Genomic DNA, 15,183 nt, shown 5'->3' with positions numbered 1-15,183 from the left:
TCATATCCTCTTACGCTTCGGCATGGGATTTTTCGCGAAGGCGGAGCCATTGCTTGATGAATATGTTCGACAGCGTGTAGGTGATTGCCCAGAGGATAATCATCAGTGCTGCGGAACGCCCGACATTGGTGGACTGGAAGAAATTGAGATAGGCTTCGACCTGGAAGACGGTCAGCCGGTTGCCCGGCCCGCCCTGGGTCATGGCGTAAATAATATCGAATTGCTGGATGCTTTCGATGACACGGAAAAGCGTTGCAGTAAGTAAGAACGGTGTCAACATCGGCAGCGTAATGCGCCAGAAAACGAACAGGCGCGGCACACCATCAAGGGTTGCGGCTTCAAAAGGTTGCTGTGGTAACGAACGCAGGCCTGCCAGCAACAGGATCATGATGAAGGGTGTGTAGACCCAGATGTCAACAATCACCACGGTCAACATTGCGGTTGCGGGATCGGATGCCCAGCGGAAATTCTCAAGCCCCACTTGCGTGGCCAACCATGACATAATACCGAAACCAGGATTGGTCATCAGTTTCCACATCAGGGCGGCGAGGGCGGGTGCGGTCATCAGCGGCATTAGAAGCATGATCGAAATTGCATTGTTGATCATGGTCCGGCGCTGCAGCAAAAGCGCGATGCCAAGGCCCAGCAACAGTTCACAGATTACGGTCGAAAACGCATAGGTGGCGGAGACTTTGAGCGTGTTCCAGAAGGCCGCGTCGGTCATGAAGTTGAGGTAATTTTCGCCCCAATTCCATTTGCGGGCCCATGGCTGCGAAAGCCGGTATCGCTGAAGCGAATAGGCAACCGCTGTCAAAAAAGGCACGAGAATGCCAATGCATGTCAGCAGCGCTGGCAGGCTCAGCAGATAGGGTAGCATTCGGCGACTGACACGACGGCGGCGAAGCACGGGCGCTCTGGTCATATCGTTCATGAGGCGGTGTCCTCGGCAAAGCTCCGCCATCGAGACAAACACGTCCCGTTCCTTGTCAGGCAGGCGGAATACTGAATGGGAATGATGAGGGCAGCGGTATTGACCGTCGCCCCTCGTTGCATCATTTTCAGCCGAGACCGGCTTCTTTCAGCTGGCGGTTCACGCTTTCAGCCAGCTGGTCGAGACCTTCATCGACAGGCACTTCCTTTGCCACCATCTTTTGCAGCATCGCAGCCCATTCGGTGGTCAGGTCGAAGAACAACGGCTGTGCCGTGAACTTGATCGATGCACCGTTCGCCGAGGCGTCGAACATTTCGACATAACCCGGATATTTCGCAGCGATCTTGTCGCGATAGGTCTGGTCCGCCCAGACCGATTTGCGGACAGGGTTTGTCAGATCCATTTCGCGTGCGCCGAACAGGTCGTGTTCAGGGCCGGTCGCCCATTGCAGGAAGAACCATGTTGCGTCCTTCTGCTTGGAGAAGCTCGACATGCAGAGCGACCAGATCCAGACATTTGGCGTTGGGCCTGAGGCTTCCGGGTTCGGCTTGAAGGCTGCATAGGCAAGATTGCCCATTTCGGCATTGCCCGGACCGTTCATGAAATAGCCAAGGCAGTCTGCATCATAAATGAGGGCCGATTTCCCGGCACCCAGATCCGTGCCGACCTGATACCAGGTATGCGTCGACCAGTCAGGGGCACCGGCTTCCTGGATCATCTGCACCCACTTCTTGTGGTAATCCTTGGAAACATCGGTGTTCATGGCCGCCGACAACATGCCGTCATCGGCAACTGTGAGGTCTTTCTGGCCGAAATTGGCATAGCCGGAGAGGAAGCCGGCATGGATTGTCGCCCAGCTGCGCGACCCGCGAACGCCCACGCCATATCCACCGGAAAGCACGCCCTTGGCCTTCTTACCGGTTTCAATCAGCTCGTCGAGCGTGGTCGGAACGGTCAGCTTGTTGGCGTCGAAAATGCGCTTGTTGTAGGTGAGGTTATTCATTTCATAAGCCATCGGGATACACCATTGTTTGGCGTCTTCCGATCCGAGCTGTCCGCCCGGCTTTCCATTCCATGCGCAACTGTCAACGACAGGCTTGAGGAAATCGTCCCAGTTGTAATTGGGATTGGTCTGGCTTGCATCGGTGATATAGGGTTTGAGATCTTCGATCCAGCCAGCAGGGCCATAGGTCCATGTCATGTAAGCGCCTGACATGAAGGCATCATACTCGGTTGAGCCTGATGAAAGGGCTGCGGTCACCTTGTCGAAATAGACATCTTCCGGGAAGACATCATATTTGACTTCCATACCGGTCAGTTCCTTGAACGCCTTGAGATTGGCGATCATCGCGTCGGTATAGGGGTGCTTGTTCAGCAAAAGCTTGACGGTCTTGCCTTCGTGCTTTTTCCAATCGAAATCAGCGGCGAGGGCGCGTGTGGCGCTCAGGTTCAGCAGAACCGACGCGGATGAAACACTCATCCCTAAAATGCCGAGCCCCTTCATAAGGCTGCGACGGCTCATCTGTCCGCGCTGAAACGCTGCGATCAGGTCTTTCTCTTTATCGTACAATTTCGTTCCTCCCAGAAAGCCCCCTCCTCAAGGGGCGTATGACAAAAGATTCCTTGCAGTTACTTCGTCAACGATCAGGCCTGAAAGCAGACCGGATTTTAAAACGGCGCGGATCGCGCCGACCTTATCCCGCCCCCCTGCAATTGCGATCAGGCGGCTCTTCCTCAGCACGTCAAGGTCGAGCGTGATCGAACGCGCAGTGAGCGGCGTTTCCACATGCTTGCCTTCTGTGTCGAAGAAGTATCCCAGAACCTCGGCCCTTGCTCCCATGGCCTTGATACTGGAGATTTCTTCGCGGTCGATCATGTCGGCCGCGACGAGTTGAGCATCGGCTTCCACATTGCCGATACCGACGATTTTTACTTCGGATTCTGCTGAAAGCTCAAACACACCAGCGACGCCGCGCTGTGAAAGCAGAACTTCACGATCCTCTGGCGTGTTGGCGGCGAAGGGCACAGGCAGCATGTAAGCCGGTGCCGATGTTTTCTCAGCGAGCTTGTGAATGACATCATGCGGATTGGCTGCATAATTGCGCGCAAGTCCGCCAATGAGCGAAACGAACCGAATTCCAGTCGCTTCAATACGTCGGAGATGGGATGCGGCGGCAGCCAGCGTACGGCCATGGCCGATACCAAGGAGCTGATATTGTTGCGATGCGATCAGTCGATAGAGAAAATCGGCTCCGCGAATGCCGAGCGCCTTTAATGGCATAGCTTCTTCATTAAGATCAGGCGCGACCTCGCAGACTTCAAGTCCGTATTCGTCCTTGAGGCTGTTCTCGAGGCGAATACATTCGCCGATCTCGCCCTCAATGGAAATGTTCACTGCGCCAGCCTGAACGGCGCGGGCGATAAGGCGGTGGGTTTTGACGCGGGGCAGATTGAGCCGATCAGCGACTTCAGACTGGGTCATGCCGCCCGCATAGTGCAACCATGCCGCCCGGATCGCCAGATCGTCCTCACTGTCAAACACCGCCGCCAAAGTCGCCTCGTGTAATAAAGTTCACCATCTGAACAATTGTTAATCCTCTGCATGCCGTGTGTCAACGGGCAGTCGACCCAAGAATTGTCGGCGAAGCGATATCGGCGCCGTTCAAACGTGCACCCGAGCCAGACGGATTGGCGCCGATTCAATCTGATGTTGGCTAGTGCGGGCCAATGACGGGTTTCCTTGAGGTTTTAAAAGAAGCCGCACTCGATACCGGGTTTCTTAATGCGTTCGAAACCTCGGTCTCCCACGAGGCATTTTGCCCTGGGCCAAGTTGCAGCAACGATTGCTCCTTTGTCTCTACAGTCGATACGCGGGAGAGTTGCGGCAAGCATGTGCGCGTGTTTCCGATGCCAAGCCTGCAATTTGCAATGCTAGGGTCTTCCGGGAGAATATTGGAACAGCCAGTGCCTCGGATTCCACGAAACTCGGCGCATGGGATTGCAATCTAATGAGCGATGGCATGCTTGTTTTAGCGTCGAGATGGCATGATTTACGGGCATGCCTGAAACGCCAATGCTCACGTCGAGTAACTTACAATTTTCATACAAACAGCATTCTCGCATTTGTACCCGCGTCGGTCGAGAACTGTCGCGCGACCAAGGTATCCTCGGTGACAATAGAAGCGAGTTCAGATGTCTGCCCGAACTTGTGGGCAGCGGCGGTTCCGAATTTATTCTGGGTCACCAGGGCGACAACCTCGGCAGATGCAGTCATCATCGCCTACTTGATAGTTGCTTCATCATAGCCAGCGGTTGTCAGTCCCAGTTCGGGTTGGATGCCGTGTACGCCGAGGAAACAGAGGTCCGCTTTGATGAGTGCAATCTCGGCCAGGACATGTGCGCCCAAAGTCATCTGGCTTCTTTTATCGAAACCGCCTCCGAGAAGGATGACTTCGATATGAGGGTGCTCGGATGTTTCAGTCGCTATCCGTGGGCTATTGGTGACAATTGTCACCGCAAGGTCTCTCGGCAGCTGTCGGGCAAGTTCGAGATTCGTGGTACCACCGTCCATAATCACGAGATGGCCGGATGAGATTAGCTGCGTTCCGCGGCGGGCAAGCCTCACTTTCTCTTCATTGGAAACTCGGTATCTTTTGACAAAGGGAAGCCCTGCTGGCGACACGGGTAGGGCACCGCCATGCACACGTTGGACGAGGCCGGCTCCAACCATTTCGCGGATGTCTTGAAGCCGCCTTTGAAGATGGTGAAACCAAAGATATTGCCGTGGCACTTGGTGATATTGCTCGTTCTCTTGGTATGACCAATGTTGCCAAAGAAGCAGGCATCACCTGCGAAGCTCTTTACAAAGCACTGAGCGAAAAAGGCGACCCCAAACTATCTACTCTCCTCGGTGTAATGAAGGCCCTTGGTATCCATCTTACTGTAGGTTCAAACAAACCAGCGGCATGATTCCAACACCTCTGGCTAAACAGCAGTTCAGGGAAGCCAATCACGCAGTGAGAAGTTAGTCATTGGCGCAACGCCAAGGTCCCGTCATGACGCGGTAGCTCTTGCTAACATCGCCGACATGGAAACTATATAGCAATATCCATTAGTTCGTTCCATAATACATATTATGCAATCAATGTATGTAGCCGGGGTGGGTTCTAGTTTGAAGTGCGACTTGCAAATGATAACAATGAGTTATCCAATGCAAGGAACCTGTCATGGACCGCACCTATTCGCATATTGATTTGGATGAACGCCGCAGGATAGCGCGCTGGCGCACTGCAAAACTTTCCGTCGACGTTATTGCTGAGAAGCTTGGAAGGCACCGCTCGACCATTTTTCGTGAACTGAAACGCAATCAGTTTAACGATGATGAGATTAAGGATTTAAACGGCTATTACTGTACGATTGCTGAGCAGAAATGCCGCGAGCGGCGTTCGAAGCAACGCAAGCTCATTCGGTATGATGAGCTACGGCAGTCCGTGATAGATCACATCAGCGATGGATGGTCGCCGCAACAGATTGCTGGGAGAATGCGGTTGGAGCAACATCCCATATCTGTCAGTCACGAAACAATCTATCAGTTTGTGTATTCCACCGACGGTCGAAAAGAAGAGCTTTGGAAATATCTGCCGGAACGTCGTGCCCGACGCCGCCCACGTCATGCCCGGCGTCATCATGGACGCCGCTTTCCGCCTGAACTGAGCATCTTGCACCGCCCGGATATGGTTGCCAGGCGCAAGCAATTCGGTCATTGGGAGTGCGACCTCATCCAGTTTCGCAAGAGGTTCGGCAAAGCCAATGTGACGTCTCTGGTCGAGCGGGTGAGCCGCTTTACGGTTTTGTTGCGCAACAATGATCGGCAGTCACGGCCGGTGATGGATGGGGTGATTAGGGTACTCCAACCCCTGCCCCAAATGGCCCGCCGATCAATCACGTTTGATCGTGGCACTGAGTTTACAGAATGGTCGTATCTACAGAATGGGATAGGGTCTCAAACATGGTTCTGTGATCCGCAGTCCCCCTGGCAGAAAGGCACTGTTGAGAACACCAATAGGCGCACAAGACGCTGGCTTCCCCGAGACCTTGATCCGCTCACCCTCAGTGATCGAGACCTCGCATTCATCTGTCATCGGCTCAACAATACGCCGCGCAAATGTTTGGGGTACAAAACGCCTGCAGAAGTCTTTCGGCAAAAATTAATCGCAAACAGACATCGTTATGCGTAAGCACAAACGGCAAAAGTCGCGCTTCAGCATGACCTCACAGGTCAACTTAAGCGTTTCAAGCTTGCGCTTTGATATCACTTTGTATATTCTGATCTCCGCGATATCATAATGCAGGAGTGCCATCAAATGGCGAATGTGACCGTTAGAAATCTACCCGATGCTGTGCATCGGGCGCTTCGTGTACGCGCCGCCCACCACGGCCGTAGCACCGAGGCGGAAATCCGCGAAATTCTCGAAACCGCCGCTCGACCGCCTCAGCGCGTCAAGCTGGGTTCCTTGCTGGCGTCCATCGCCCGCGAGGCCGGCGGCCTGACGGATGAAGAGCACGCCGTATTTGACAGTGTGCGCGACAAGACGCCGGCCGAACCGATGAGGTTTGAATGATTGTCATCGACACCAACGTGATTTCCGAGATGTGGAAAGTCGAGCCACACCCCGACGCGCTGACGTGGTTCGATGCACAGGCCATTGAAACGCTTTACCTATCTGCCATCACTGTCGCCGAGTTGCGCTATGGCCTTGCGGCGATGCCAGAGGGGAAGCGCCGCACGATTTATCAGCAACGACTGGAGCACGAGGTTTTGCCGGCCTTCGCTGGCCGCGTCCTGGCCTTCGACCTGGCCACGACCAAGCACTACGCCGATCTGATGGCACAAGCGCGGACGTCTGGTAAGGCTATCGCCAACGCTGACGGCTACATCGCGGCTACTGCTGCGGCCCATGGCTTTATTGTGGCGACCCGCGATACCAGCCCGTTTCGAGCCGCGGGACTGGAGGTCATCGATCCCTGGGCGACTTCTGTATAATGCCGGCGCTTCGCCTGGTCGGAGCCGCCAGACCCTGTGTGGGTAAACCCGTGATTTCAGTGACTTATCCACGCTGAAATTGACTTGCGCGTAGATAGTGGATTTCTTAACGGAAAACGAAATTTTCCACAGTACCGGACGCTGAAACTGTCTTGAACGGTCGGAACAAGAGCATCGCAAAACAGTACGCTAAGGTCGAACGGACCGTGAACCCGCAAAATGGTGGTCGGCCCCGCCGAGTGCGAGGCAGTAGACCTTCACGTCCATTTCCGCGAGGGCTTTGACGGTACTGCTTACATCGATAGCATCACAACCAGGGCGGTCGAGCTTGGTGACGATGAGGATGTCTCCGGACTCCAGCGTATCCAACAACCGGGAAGAGCCGCGACGTTGCGCGATGGCGGTGCTGCCGGAAATCTTTCAGTGACGACCCGGCGCGGCTCGACTTGAAAGCCGGCGGCTTCGATTTCCTGGATCTGTTTTTCCGTGATTTGGCCGGTTGTTGAGACGCGGACATAGCCAGAGGTGCACGGTATAGGCTCACTTAGTCCGAATAGGCTGTCCGATAAAACAGCCCCTCTGTTCGAAATCATGTCAAGATAATGTGTGGACATGCTGTTTAAACCAACCCTAGTAATCTCTTTCATGGACGCATCCTCCACAATGGTGCTCAACGCTTCCATTCTGCCACATTAAGGCCGTCGGAGGGGCGTCCATCCCATCACAACCTTCTGCGGCGCATGGCCCGTGAACAGGGCTGTTCATCGTCAAATGCCCAGCGGATTCATCGCGTAACAAACTTCCAGGCCGAGATGGCCCGGTATTAATTGCTTGGAAGTATTACTCGTGCGAATAAGGAATTTGGCACCCAAAATATCATCAGTGCTTTGATTGCCCGTCCAGATTTTTGACGATTGCCCCTCCTCAACGGCAGTATCGCCCATTGATCTTGGAGAGAAGCGAATTGGCGCGCCGTTGACCCCAGAAATAAAGTTGGAAGCGCAGCTGGTTGGGATCATGTCAGGCCATTCCCGTGCGCCATGAAGTCGGCGGAGGATACGAACGGCCGATTGTGTTATAGCGTAAGCCACGACTTATGGGGTACCGTTTATAACCAGTTCCCGCGTCCCGGCAATTCTGCTAACCCAACCACTCGCCGGAAAATCAATTGCGCTACGAGCAGCCGCGACTATCCGATCGTCGACCATGATTGCAGATGAGGGATTCTCCGCCTCAATGAAAGTGAAGATGGCGTCTCGATCTGACAACGCAAACGCGGACCAGGTGAGCTTCACGACTTGAGCGCCGCTGATTTAAAACATGCTACCGCCCGTCGTCTTTCGAAATGAGCTGTCGCTTTTCTAATAAATCTCGTTCCTGTCGTAGAAGCTCGTTTTCTTTACGAAGCCGGGCAAGCTCCTGGCTCATGCCTTCATGCGGAGCGGAGAGTAAATCTTACTCAGCAAAATTACGACGCCAGCGGTCAAGTGTTAATTTGCCAATGCCAAGGTCCTCGGCAACCGATGAAATGCCTCGACCACTCGTCGTTAAAATCCGAACGGCTTCGCGTTTGAATTCTCCTGTAAATTCTCGCTGCTTCAATTCTAAGGCTTCTGTCAGACTTGTCTGACAGAAGCCCTCCACTTTTGAAGGGGAAGTCCAATCGCCAAAGCACTCTGAAAGTGGAGAACCGCGAAATAGAAACCATCAGGCTGGTAAACGCTGGCGTACCAGTGTCGTCCAGTAAGAAGAGCCCCAAGCTATAACGTCATCATTAAAGTCATACTTGGGATGATGCAGATTGGCACTGGGGCCATTACCAATGTTGATCATCGCGCCCGGCACTTCATTGAGCATGAATGCAAAGTCTTCACCACCAAGAGTTGCCGGCATGTCACGCGTCACGCGTTCTGCACCTGCTACGGCTTCAGCTGCAAGAGCTGCCAGCTCAGTTTCATGCTCGTGGTTGACCGTCACAGGATAATTACGCTGATAATCGAGTGTGGCCTTTGCCCCAAAAGCATCCGCTATACCCTGCACAGCACGAGTTAGACGCTCTTCGACATGATCCCGTACTTCTTCACGCAAGGTGCGCACAGTTCCGGTTAGCTTGATCGACTGCGGAATAACGTTGAAAGCATCACCGCCATGTATGGTGGTGATCGAGATAACAGCAGAATCCAACGGATCGATTGTTCGGGCAGTCAGCGTTTGAATGGCCTGAATAAGCGCAGCCGTCACTGGAATTGGATCAATCGTATGATGCGGCGATGCGGCGTGACCGCCCACACCGTCGATTACGATGTCGATCACGTCCACCGATCCCATGATTGGGCCTGAGTTAATCGTGAAGTTGCCAACTTCAAGATTGGGACGGTTGTGCATGCCGTAAACTTCATTAACGGGCCAGCGTTTGAAAAGACCGTCATCGATCATGGCTTTTGCACCCGCGCCACCTTCTTCGGCAGGCTGGAAAATGACAATGACGGTGCCATCAAAGGCGCGGCTTTGAGCCAGTTCGCGTGCTGCGCCCAGAAGCATGGTGGTGTGACCATCATGGCCGCAGGCGTGCATTTTCCCCGGAACCTTCGATGACCATTCCGCACCGGTCTCTTCAAAAATCGGCAGCGCATCCATATCAGCACGCAGAGCGACAGCGCGACCAGATTTGTTGGTCTGTCCACGAATGACACCGACGACACCTGTGCGGCCAATACCGGTTACCACTTCGTCAAGGCCAGCCGCACGCAATGCGTCTGCCAGTTTTTCGCAGTCCGATTTACATCATAAAGCAGTTCCGGATTTTCATGCAGATCACGGCGGAAGGCAATCAGATCGTCAAGCTCGTTCGAGGTCCAGTTTTCAACCGGCATATCAGGCTCCCTGTTGGTTGGTATCAAGGCTATAACGGAAATCGCAATGGCTTGCGCCCTTCATGATGGTCTGTGTGCGCTCCAGCTTCATTTCTGGATTATAGCCGATGCAGAAATCGCCATCACGATTGCAGGACAGCAGGTGGCCAATCTCACCCAATCCCATAGCGCGATACATTTCCGAATAGCGGCAACGTTTCACATTGAAATCGAAATGATCCTTCCCCTGAGACAACACTTCAATTTCCAGCGCATTATCTTTGGTCCAGAGTGGGAGAATATCGGCAAAGTCCTGAAGATCAGGCGTCCGGCCAAGTTCTTCGGCGAAGTTTTTCCCTTGTTCGATTGCTGAACGGGTCACAGCTTCGCCGATTGCTGCCTGAGCTTCTTCCTCGCCCGAACGCTCGCGAAGAACCTCATAGACATTTTTCAGAACGAGTGCCTCGATACGGCGACGTTCAAGAATTGGCATTTGATTCATGGATCTACCTTTCACATGAATGTTGAATAGTCAGCTCAGAGATTGGGCTCTTTGAGATCTTTGCGGCGCAACCATGCGAGATAGAACGGTGCGATCTTCCTTGCAATTTTATGGAAAGGTAGCGGTTCCGGCTCCGAAACTGGCAATGCAAGTTCCTGAACCGGCTCGCCATCCAGTGCGCGTGCTATCTCGCGTCCAAGTGCTGTGCCGAGTGCCACACCCCGGCCATTGCAGCCGATCCATGCCCAGCCATCCGTGCCGAGTTGGTGAACACGCGGAAAGCGGTCCCACGTCATACCGATATAGCCGCTCCAGACGTGGGTCATTTCTGGCTCGCCAAGCGCCGGGAAAGCCTCTGCAAGATTGCGTGCAGCCTTATGCTTCACACGTTCTGCAACATTGTAATCGCCCATCACCACACCGCCGGTAATCAGACGATTGCGTGCGTCATAACGGAAAAAGCGCAGATCCCCACGCGTGTCGGAGACCGCCTGGCGACCGGGAAGGATCGTCGCGCGGAGGTTGTCGCTGACCGGCGTTGTCGCCATCTGCCATGAGAGAACAGGTACGATAGTGCGCGCCAGACGTGGCGCAAGCTTTTCGCGCAACTCGCCCGTATAGGTGTTGGTCGCAAGCAGAAAACCTTTTGCACGGACCGTTGCATTATCGGTACGCACTTCCCAATGATCGCCCTTGCGCTCATAGGAAGTAACAGGGCTTTGTTCATGAATAACTGCGCCATGGCGTTCAGCGGCGGCTGCCAATCCACGGGCAAGGGCCAGCGGATTGATATGGCCACCAGTCGGATTGAACATGCCGCCATACCAGAAATCGCTGCCTAGAAGCTTGGCGGTCGCCGCGCTATCGAGATATTCAGCCGGAAAACCAAAACGTTTCCACGCTTCAACACGCGCTTTTGAAAGCTGGACCCGTCCTGGTGAGTGCGCAGGCTGGAACCAGCCGGTTTGCTCTGCTTCTGCCTCAATGTTTTCCTCACGCACGATGCAAAACAGAATATCCGCACTGTTACCGATCAGCTTTGCAAAACGTTCACCCGACGTTCCGTAACGTTTGGCGATTGCATCAGGTTCAGCAGCGGTCATGGTCGGAATAACCTGACCATTGTTGCGCCCGGACGCTCCCCAGCCCACTGCTTTGCCTTCAAGCAAAAGCACACGCTTGCCACGCCTGGCAAGGTGTAGTGCTGCCGAAAGGCCGGTGAAACCACCGCCCACGATAACGACATCTGCCTCAGTATCGCTGCTTAGGGGAAATGCGGGCTTACGGGCCGGGGCTGTTGCAGCCCAGATAGATGGCGGGAACTGGATATTTTCCATAATGTCTGGCGCTTTCATTCTGCGCTGTTGGAGCGAGGAGGCGTCCAATTCTTGCCAGGAATAGAGGCAAGCAGGCGCTGCGTATATTCATGCTGCGGATTGGCGAAGACTTCAGCAGTTGGCCCGGCTTCAGCGATTTCGCCCTTCGACATAACTATGATGCGGTCGCAGAGCTGGGCGGCAACACGCAGATCATGCGTTACAAACAACAATGAAAGGTTCAGCCTTTCACGCAGATCAGCCAGCAAGCGCAGAACCTGTGCTTGAACCGAGACATCAAGTGCGGAAACCGGTTCATCTGCCACGATAATGCGCGGCTCAAGTGCCAGTGCACGCGCAATGCCGATGCGCTGACGCTGACCGCCCGAAAACTCATGCGGAAAGCGATCAGCGGCGGCAGGCGAAAGCTCGACCAGTTCGAGCAGTTCACGCGCCTTCGCATGCGCCTGCTTTTTTGGCATACCATGGACAATTGGTCCCTGTGCAATCAGGTCAACGACGCGGCGGCGGGGGTTGAGTGACGCCATCGGATCCTGAAAGACCATTTGAATATCTTTGCGCATGGCGCGAACTTCACGTCCGCTTACGCTCAGAAAATCACGGCCATTCACATCGACTTTGCCGCTGTCAGCTGCAAGAAGTCGTGTCACGATCCGCGAAACTGTGGTTTTCCCCGATCCGCTTTCGCCAACCACGCCCAGCGTCTCACCCTGCCTCAGTTCAAACGACAAGTCTTTGACGGCAGGCACAGCGCTGCGCTTGCCGCTGAACAAACCACCTTGCGCCTTGAAAGTCTTGCGCAGGTCGCTGGCTTTCAGAATGACAGGCTGGCTATTGACTGATTGCTTCACCTCTGGTGGCGTCAGCGCTGGAACCGATGCGATTAGCGCCTGAGTGTAGGGATGCTGCGGGTTGTTGAGGACTTCCTGGGCAGGTCCCTCTTCGACCAGCTGACCAAGACGAAGCACTGCAACACGATCCGCTATTTCCGCCACCACGCCAAAGTCGTGGGTGATGAATAAAATGCCGGTATTGTGTTCGCGTTGAAGATCCCGGATCAGCTTCAGAATTTGCGCTTGTGTGGTGACATCGAGGGCAGTTGTCGGTTCATCGGCAATGATGAGGCGCGGTTTCAGGATAAGCGCCATGGCGATCATGACACGCTGGCGCTGACCACCGGAAATCTGATGCGGATAGGCACTATATGCTGACATCGGATCAGGAATTTTGACTTCACCCAACATGTCGAGCACAGCCACACGACGCTCCTTGCGGCTGAGCTTCGTATGTAGACGTAGCACCTCATCAATCTGCCATCCCACGGTCTTTTGTGGGTTGAGTGCAGTCATTGGCTCTTGAAAAATCATGCCGATGCGGTCGCCGCGCAGCTTTTTCATGGCGCCTTCGGTCAGCGAATAAAGCTCCGTGCCTTCGAGCCTGATTGAGCCATGGGTGACCCGCACATGTGGCTCTGGCAAAAGCCGCATGATCGCGCCTGCCGACAGGGATTTACCCGAGCCGCTTTCCCCAACAAGGCAGAGGATTTCGCCCGGACTGATGGTCAACGTCAGATCCTGCAATGCGAAGGGACGATCCGCGCCCTCAGGCAAAGCGATTTGCAGGTTCTGAATTTCTAGAACAGGAGCCGCAGTCATTTCTTCTTCTGCCTTGGGTTGAGCGCGTCATTAAGCCCTTCGCCAAGCAGGCTGAAAGAAAGCACGGTGAGCAGGATGGCAATGCCAGGAACAACCGAGCAGAACCAGTCGGTTCGCAGCACTGCGCGACCCTGACCGATCATATTGCCCCAGCTCGCGTAATTGGGATCGCCGAGGCTGAGAAATGCCAGTGCACTTTCCATGAGAATGGAAGTTGCCATGACCACCGACGCAAAGACGACGACCGGCGGCAAGGCATTGGGAAGGATTTCGCGGAAGATGATCGACAGATTACCGACACCGAGATTACGAGCTGCATCGACAAACTCACGATTGCGCAGAGCCATGAATTCCGCACGAACCATTCGCGCAGGCGCGGTCCACGAAACAATGCCGATGCAAATGATGATATTTTCGATCGATGATCCGAAAATTGCCACCAGTGTCAGCAGAAGCACAAAGCTAGGCACGGTCTGGAACGCTTCAGTCACCCGCATGAGTGCGTCATCAACCCAGCCGCCATAATAACCGGCAACTGCGCCAATAATGACGCCGATGACAATCGAAATCATGGTAGCAACAACGCCAATCAGCAACGAAATGCGTGCGCCGTGAAATATGCCCGCCATAATATCGCGCCCAAGCTGATCGGTTCCCAGCGGCGTTGCGGCATTAACGAATGGCCATGTAAGCGGATCGCCCACGCGACGCAGAGGATCGCCGGGCGTGATGACCCCGGCTAAAATTGCGATCATCACCACTGCAATAAACAGAACAAGCCCCAACACAGCAGCACGGTTACGACTAAAACGCTGCCACAAAATGCGGGCACGCGAGGCTTGGGGGCGAGGAAGAGTAAGGTCTTGAGACGTCATGACAGTTCGATCCTGGAATCAAGCCGCGCATAGATAAGATCGGTGATGAAATTCACGATCACCACGAGCACTGAGCATAGGAAGATGATCCCCATCAACGTGTTGAGATCGCGCTTTATCACAGAAGTGTAAGCCAACTGGCCAAGGCCGGGCAGCGAGAAAATCGTTTCGATCACCACTGAACCACCAAGCACAGTCGAGAATTGAAGTCCGAGCAGCGTTACGACCGGCAGAAAGGCGTTGCGCATGATGTGATGAAACATCACTCGTGCGTTGCTCGCACCTTTGGCGCGAGCGGTACGAACATAATCGAGGCTTTCGACTTCGAGGACACTGGTGCGCATCAGCCGCATATAGAAAGCAACGTAAATCAGCGACAGTGCCGTTGTCGGCATGACGAGATGCACGGTTATATCCCAGACATTCTTCCAGCCCGTGTAAAAACCAGCGATGGTTTTGTAACCACCAACTGGAAGCCAGCCAAGCTTCACCGAGAATACAAACATCAGAATAAGGCTGAGGAAAAAGCTCGGCATTGCGTAACAGATCAGGCCGAGCGTCGAGATGGCATTATCTGTAAACGAGTACGCACGTCTTGCCGCGAAGGCGCCGAGTGCTATGCCAAAAATAAAGGCTATCGAAAGCGACGAAACCATCAGCAGCAGCGTCGGCACCAGACGGGATATTAAAACATCTCGTACCGGCAGTTCATAAACATAGGACCAGCCGAAGTCGAACTGGGCCAGCTTTGTCATGTAAATCCAAAGTTGAACCCATACAGACTGGTCAAGACCATAGTCGGCACGCAGACTTGCAACAAATTGCGGGTCAGCCCCTCCCATATCACCCACCAATGCGTCAACCGTGTCACCGGGGGCAAGTTTGATAAGGAGAAACGAGCCAATCATGATGAGGAGAATGACCGGTATCGCCTGCAAGATACGGCGCAGCGCAAAAGTCAGGATTGGAGGCAGGGGCATTGAGAATT

At 54.2% G+C, this 15,183-nt stretch carries 14 protein-coding genes and 5 pseudogenes; 4 read left to right on the top strand and 15 right to left on the bottom strand.

Features of this window, described 5'->3' with window-relative positions; all coding sequences use genetic code 11:
• Nucleotides 1–10: 10 nt before the first annotated feature.
• The 5 genes from RT142_RS13200 to RT142_RS24405 form a co-directional block, all read right to left on the bottom strand.
• On the bottom strand, nt 11–931 hold the full coding sequence (locus tag RT142_RS13200; protein WP_094543980.1) for a carbohydrate ABC transporter permease: 921 nt from the start codon (nt 929–931) through the stop codon (nt 11–13).
• A gap of 127 nt (nt 932–1,058) precedes the next feature.
• Nucleotides 1,059–2,501: an extracellular solute-binding protein gene (locus RT142_RS13195; RefSeq protein WP_064323177.1), complete on the bottom strand. Its 1,443-nt coding sequence runs from the start codon at nt 2,499–2,501 to the stop codon at nt 1,059–1,061.
• A gap of 27 nt (nt 2,502–2,528) precedes the next feature.
• Nucleotides 2,529–3,413, bottom strand: a complete 885-nt coding sequence (locus RT142_RS13190) for a sugar-binding transcriptional regulator (RefSeq protein ID WP_153223376.1) — start codon at nt 3,411–3,413, stop codon at nt 2,529–2,531.
• A 618-nt stretch (nt 3,414–4,031) separates the two neighbouring features.
• Nucleotides 4,032–4,208, bottom strand: coding sequence for a hypothetical protein (locus tag RT142_RS24410; RefSeq protein ID WP_179253553.1), 177 nt, complete (start codon nt 4,206–4,208; stop codon nt 4,032–4,034).
• A 3-nt stretch (nt 4,209–4,211) separates the two neighbouring features.
• Nucleotides 4,212–4,661 (bottom strand): DeoR/GlpR family DNA-binding transcription regulator, encoded by a 450-nt coding sequence (locus RT142_RS24405; RefSeq protein WP_094543981.1) that lies wholly within the window; start codon nt 4,659–4,661, stop codon nt 4,212–4,214.
• An 11-nt stretch (nt 4,662–4,672) separates the two neighbouring features.
• Here RT142_RS24405 and RT142_RS13180 point away from each other — a divergent pair.
• The 4 genes and pseudogenes from RT142_RS13180 to RT142_RS13165 form a co-directional block, all read left to right on the top strand.
• Nucleotides 4,673–4,900: pseudogene (locus RT142_RS13180) on the top strand (addiction module antidote protein); the annotation flags it as partial.
• 257 nt (nt 4,901–5,157) lie between these two features.
• On the top strand, nt 5,158–6,168 hold the full coding sequence (locus tag RT142_RS13175; protein ID WP_171380048.1) for an IS30 family transposase: 1,011 nt from the start codon (nt 5,158–5,160) through the stop codon (nt 6,166–6,168).
• A 126-nt stretch (nt 6,169–6,294) separates the two neighbouring features.
• Entirely contained in the window at nt 6,295–6,552 is a 258-nt protein-coding gene (locus tag RT142_RS13170; protein WP_007880986.1) for a FitA-like ribbon-helix-helix domain-containing protein, read from the top strand.
• A complete protein-coding gene (locus tag RT142_RS13165) occupies nt 6,549–6,974 on the top strand; it encodes a type II toxin-antitoxin system VapC family toxin (RefSeq protein ID WP_064323174.1) in 426 nt (141 codons plus the stop codon). Before RT142_RS13170 ends, RT142_RS13165 begins: the two co-directional genes overlap by 4 nt.
• A gap of 225 nt (nt 6,975–7,199) precedes the next feature.
• Here RT142_RS13165 and RT142_RS13160 read toward each other — a convergent pair.
• The 10 genes and pseudogenes from RT142_RS13160 to RT142_RS13115 form a co-directional block, all read right to left on the bottom strand.
• Nucleotides 7,200–7,510: pseudogene (locus RT142_RS13160) on the bottom strand (recombinase family protein); the annotation flags it as partial.
• A 231-nt stretch (nt 7,511–7,741) separates the two neighbouring features.
• The gene (locus tag RT142_RS13155) at nt 7,742–7,993 is read right to left on the bottom strand and encodes a hypothetical protein (protein ID WP_313029266.1); all 252 of its coding nucleotides are present in this window, start codon (nt 7,991–7,993) and stop codon (nt 7,742–7,744) included.
• A pseudogene (locus RT142_RS13150) lies at nt 7,982–8,269 on the bottom strand (type II toxin-antitoxin system RelE/ParE family toxin); the annotation flags it as partial. The gene RT142_RS13155 and the pseudogene RT142_RS13150, both read right to left, overlap by 12 nt.
• A gap of 61 nt (nt 8,270–8,330) precedes the next feature.
• A pseudogene (locus tag RT142_RS13145) lies at nt 8,331–8,594 on the bottom strand (transposase); the annotation flags it as partial.
• Nucleotides 8,595–8,681: 87 nt separating this feature from the next.
• Nucleotides 8,682–9,847: pseudogene (locus RT142_RS13140) on the bottom strand (M20 aminoacylase family protein).
• Nucleotide 9,848: 1 nt separating this feature from the next.
• Nucleotides 9,849–10,328: an L-2-amino-thiazoline-4-carboxylic acid hydrolase gene (locus RT142_RS13135; protein WP_064323171.1), complete on the bottom strand. Its 480-nt coding sequence runs from the start codon at nt 10,326–10,328 to the stop codon at nt 9,849–9,851.
• Between the two features lie 35 nt (nt 10,329–10,363).
• A complete protein-coding gene (locus tag RT142_RS13130; protein ID WP_112805429.1) occupies nt 10,364–11,665 on the bottom strand; it encodes an NAD(P)/FAD-dependent oxidoreductase in 1,302 nt (433 codons plus the stop codon).
• A 14-nt stretch (nt 11,666–11,679) separates the two neighbouring features.
• A complete protein-coding gene (locus tag RT142_RS13125; protein WP_112805405.1) occupies nt 11,680–13,320 on the bottom strand; it encodes an ABC transporter ATP-binding protein in 1,641 nt (546 codons plus the stop codon).
• A complete protein-coding gene (locus RT142_RS13120) occupies nt 13,317–14,195 on the bottom strand; it encodes an ABC transporter permease (protein ID WP_007880996.1) in 879 nt (292 codons plus the stop codon). The genes RT142_RS13125 and RT142_RS13120 overlap by 4 nt, the downstream gene beginning before the upstream one ends.
• A complete protein-coding gene (locus tag RT142_RS13115) occupies nt 14,192–15,175 on the bottom strand; it encodes an ABC transporter permease (RefSeq protein ID WP_007881000.1) in 984 nt (327 codons plus the stop codon). Before RT142_RS13115 ends, RT142_RS13120 begins: the two co-directional genes overlap by 4 nt.
• Nucleotides 15,176–15,183: the final 8 nt, after the last annotated feature.

Origin of the sequence: Brucella sp., assembly GCF_032066345.1 — a bacterium.
GTDB lineage: Bacteria > Pseudomonadota > Alphaproteobacteria > Rhizobiales > Rhizobiaceae > Brucella > Brucella pseudogrignonensis.
The sequence above is the reverse complement of the archived record's forward strand: the minus strand, read 5'-3'. Positions and strand labels throughout refer to the sequence as shown.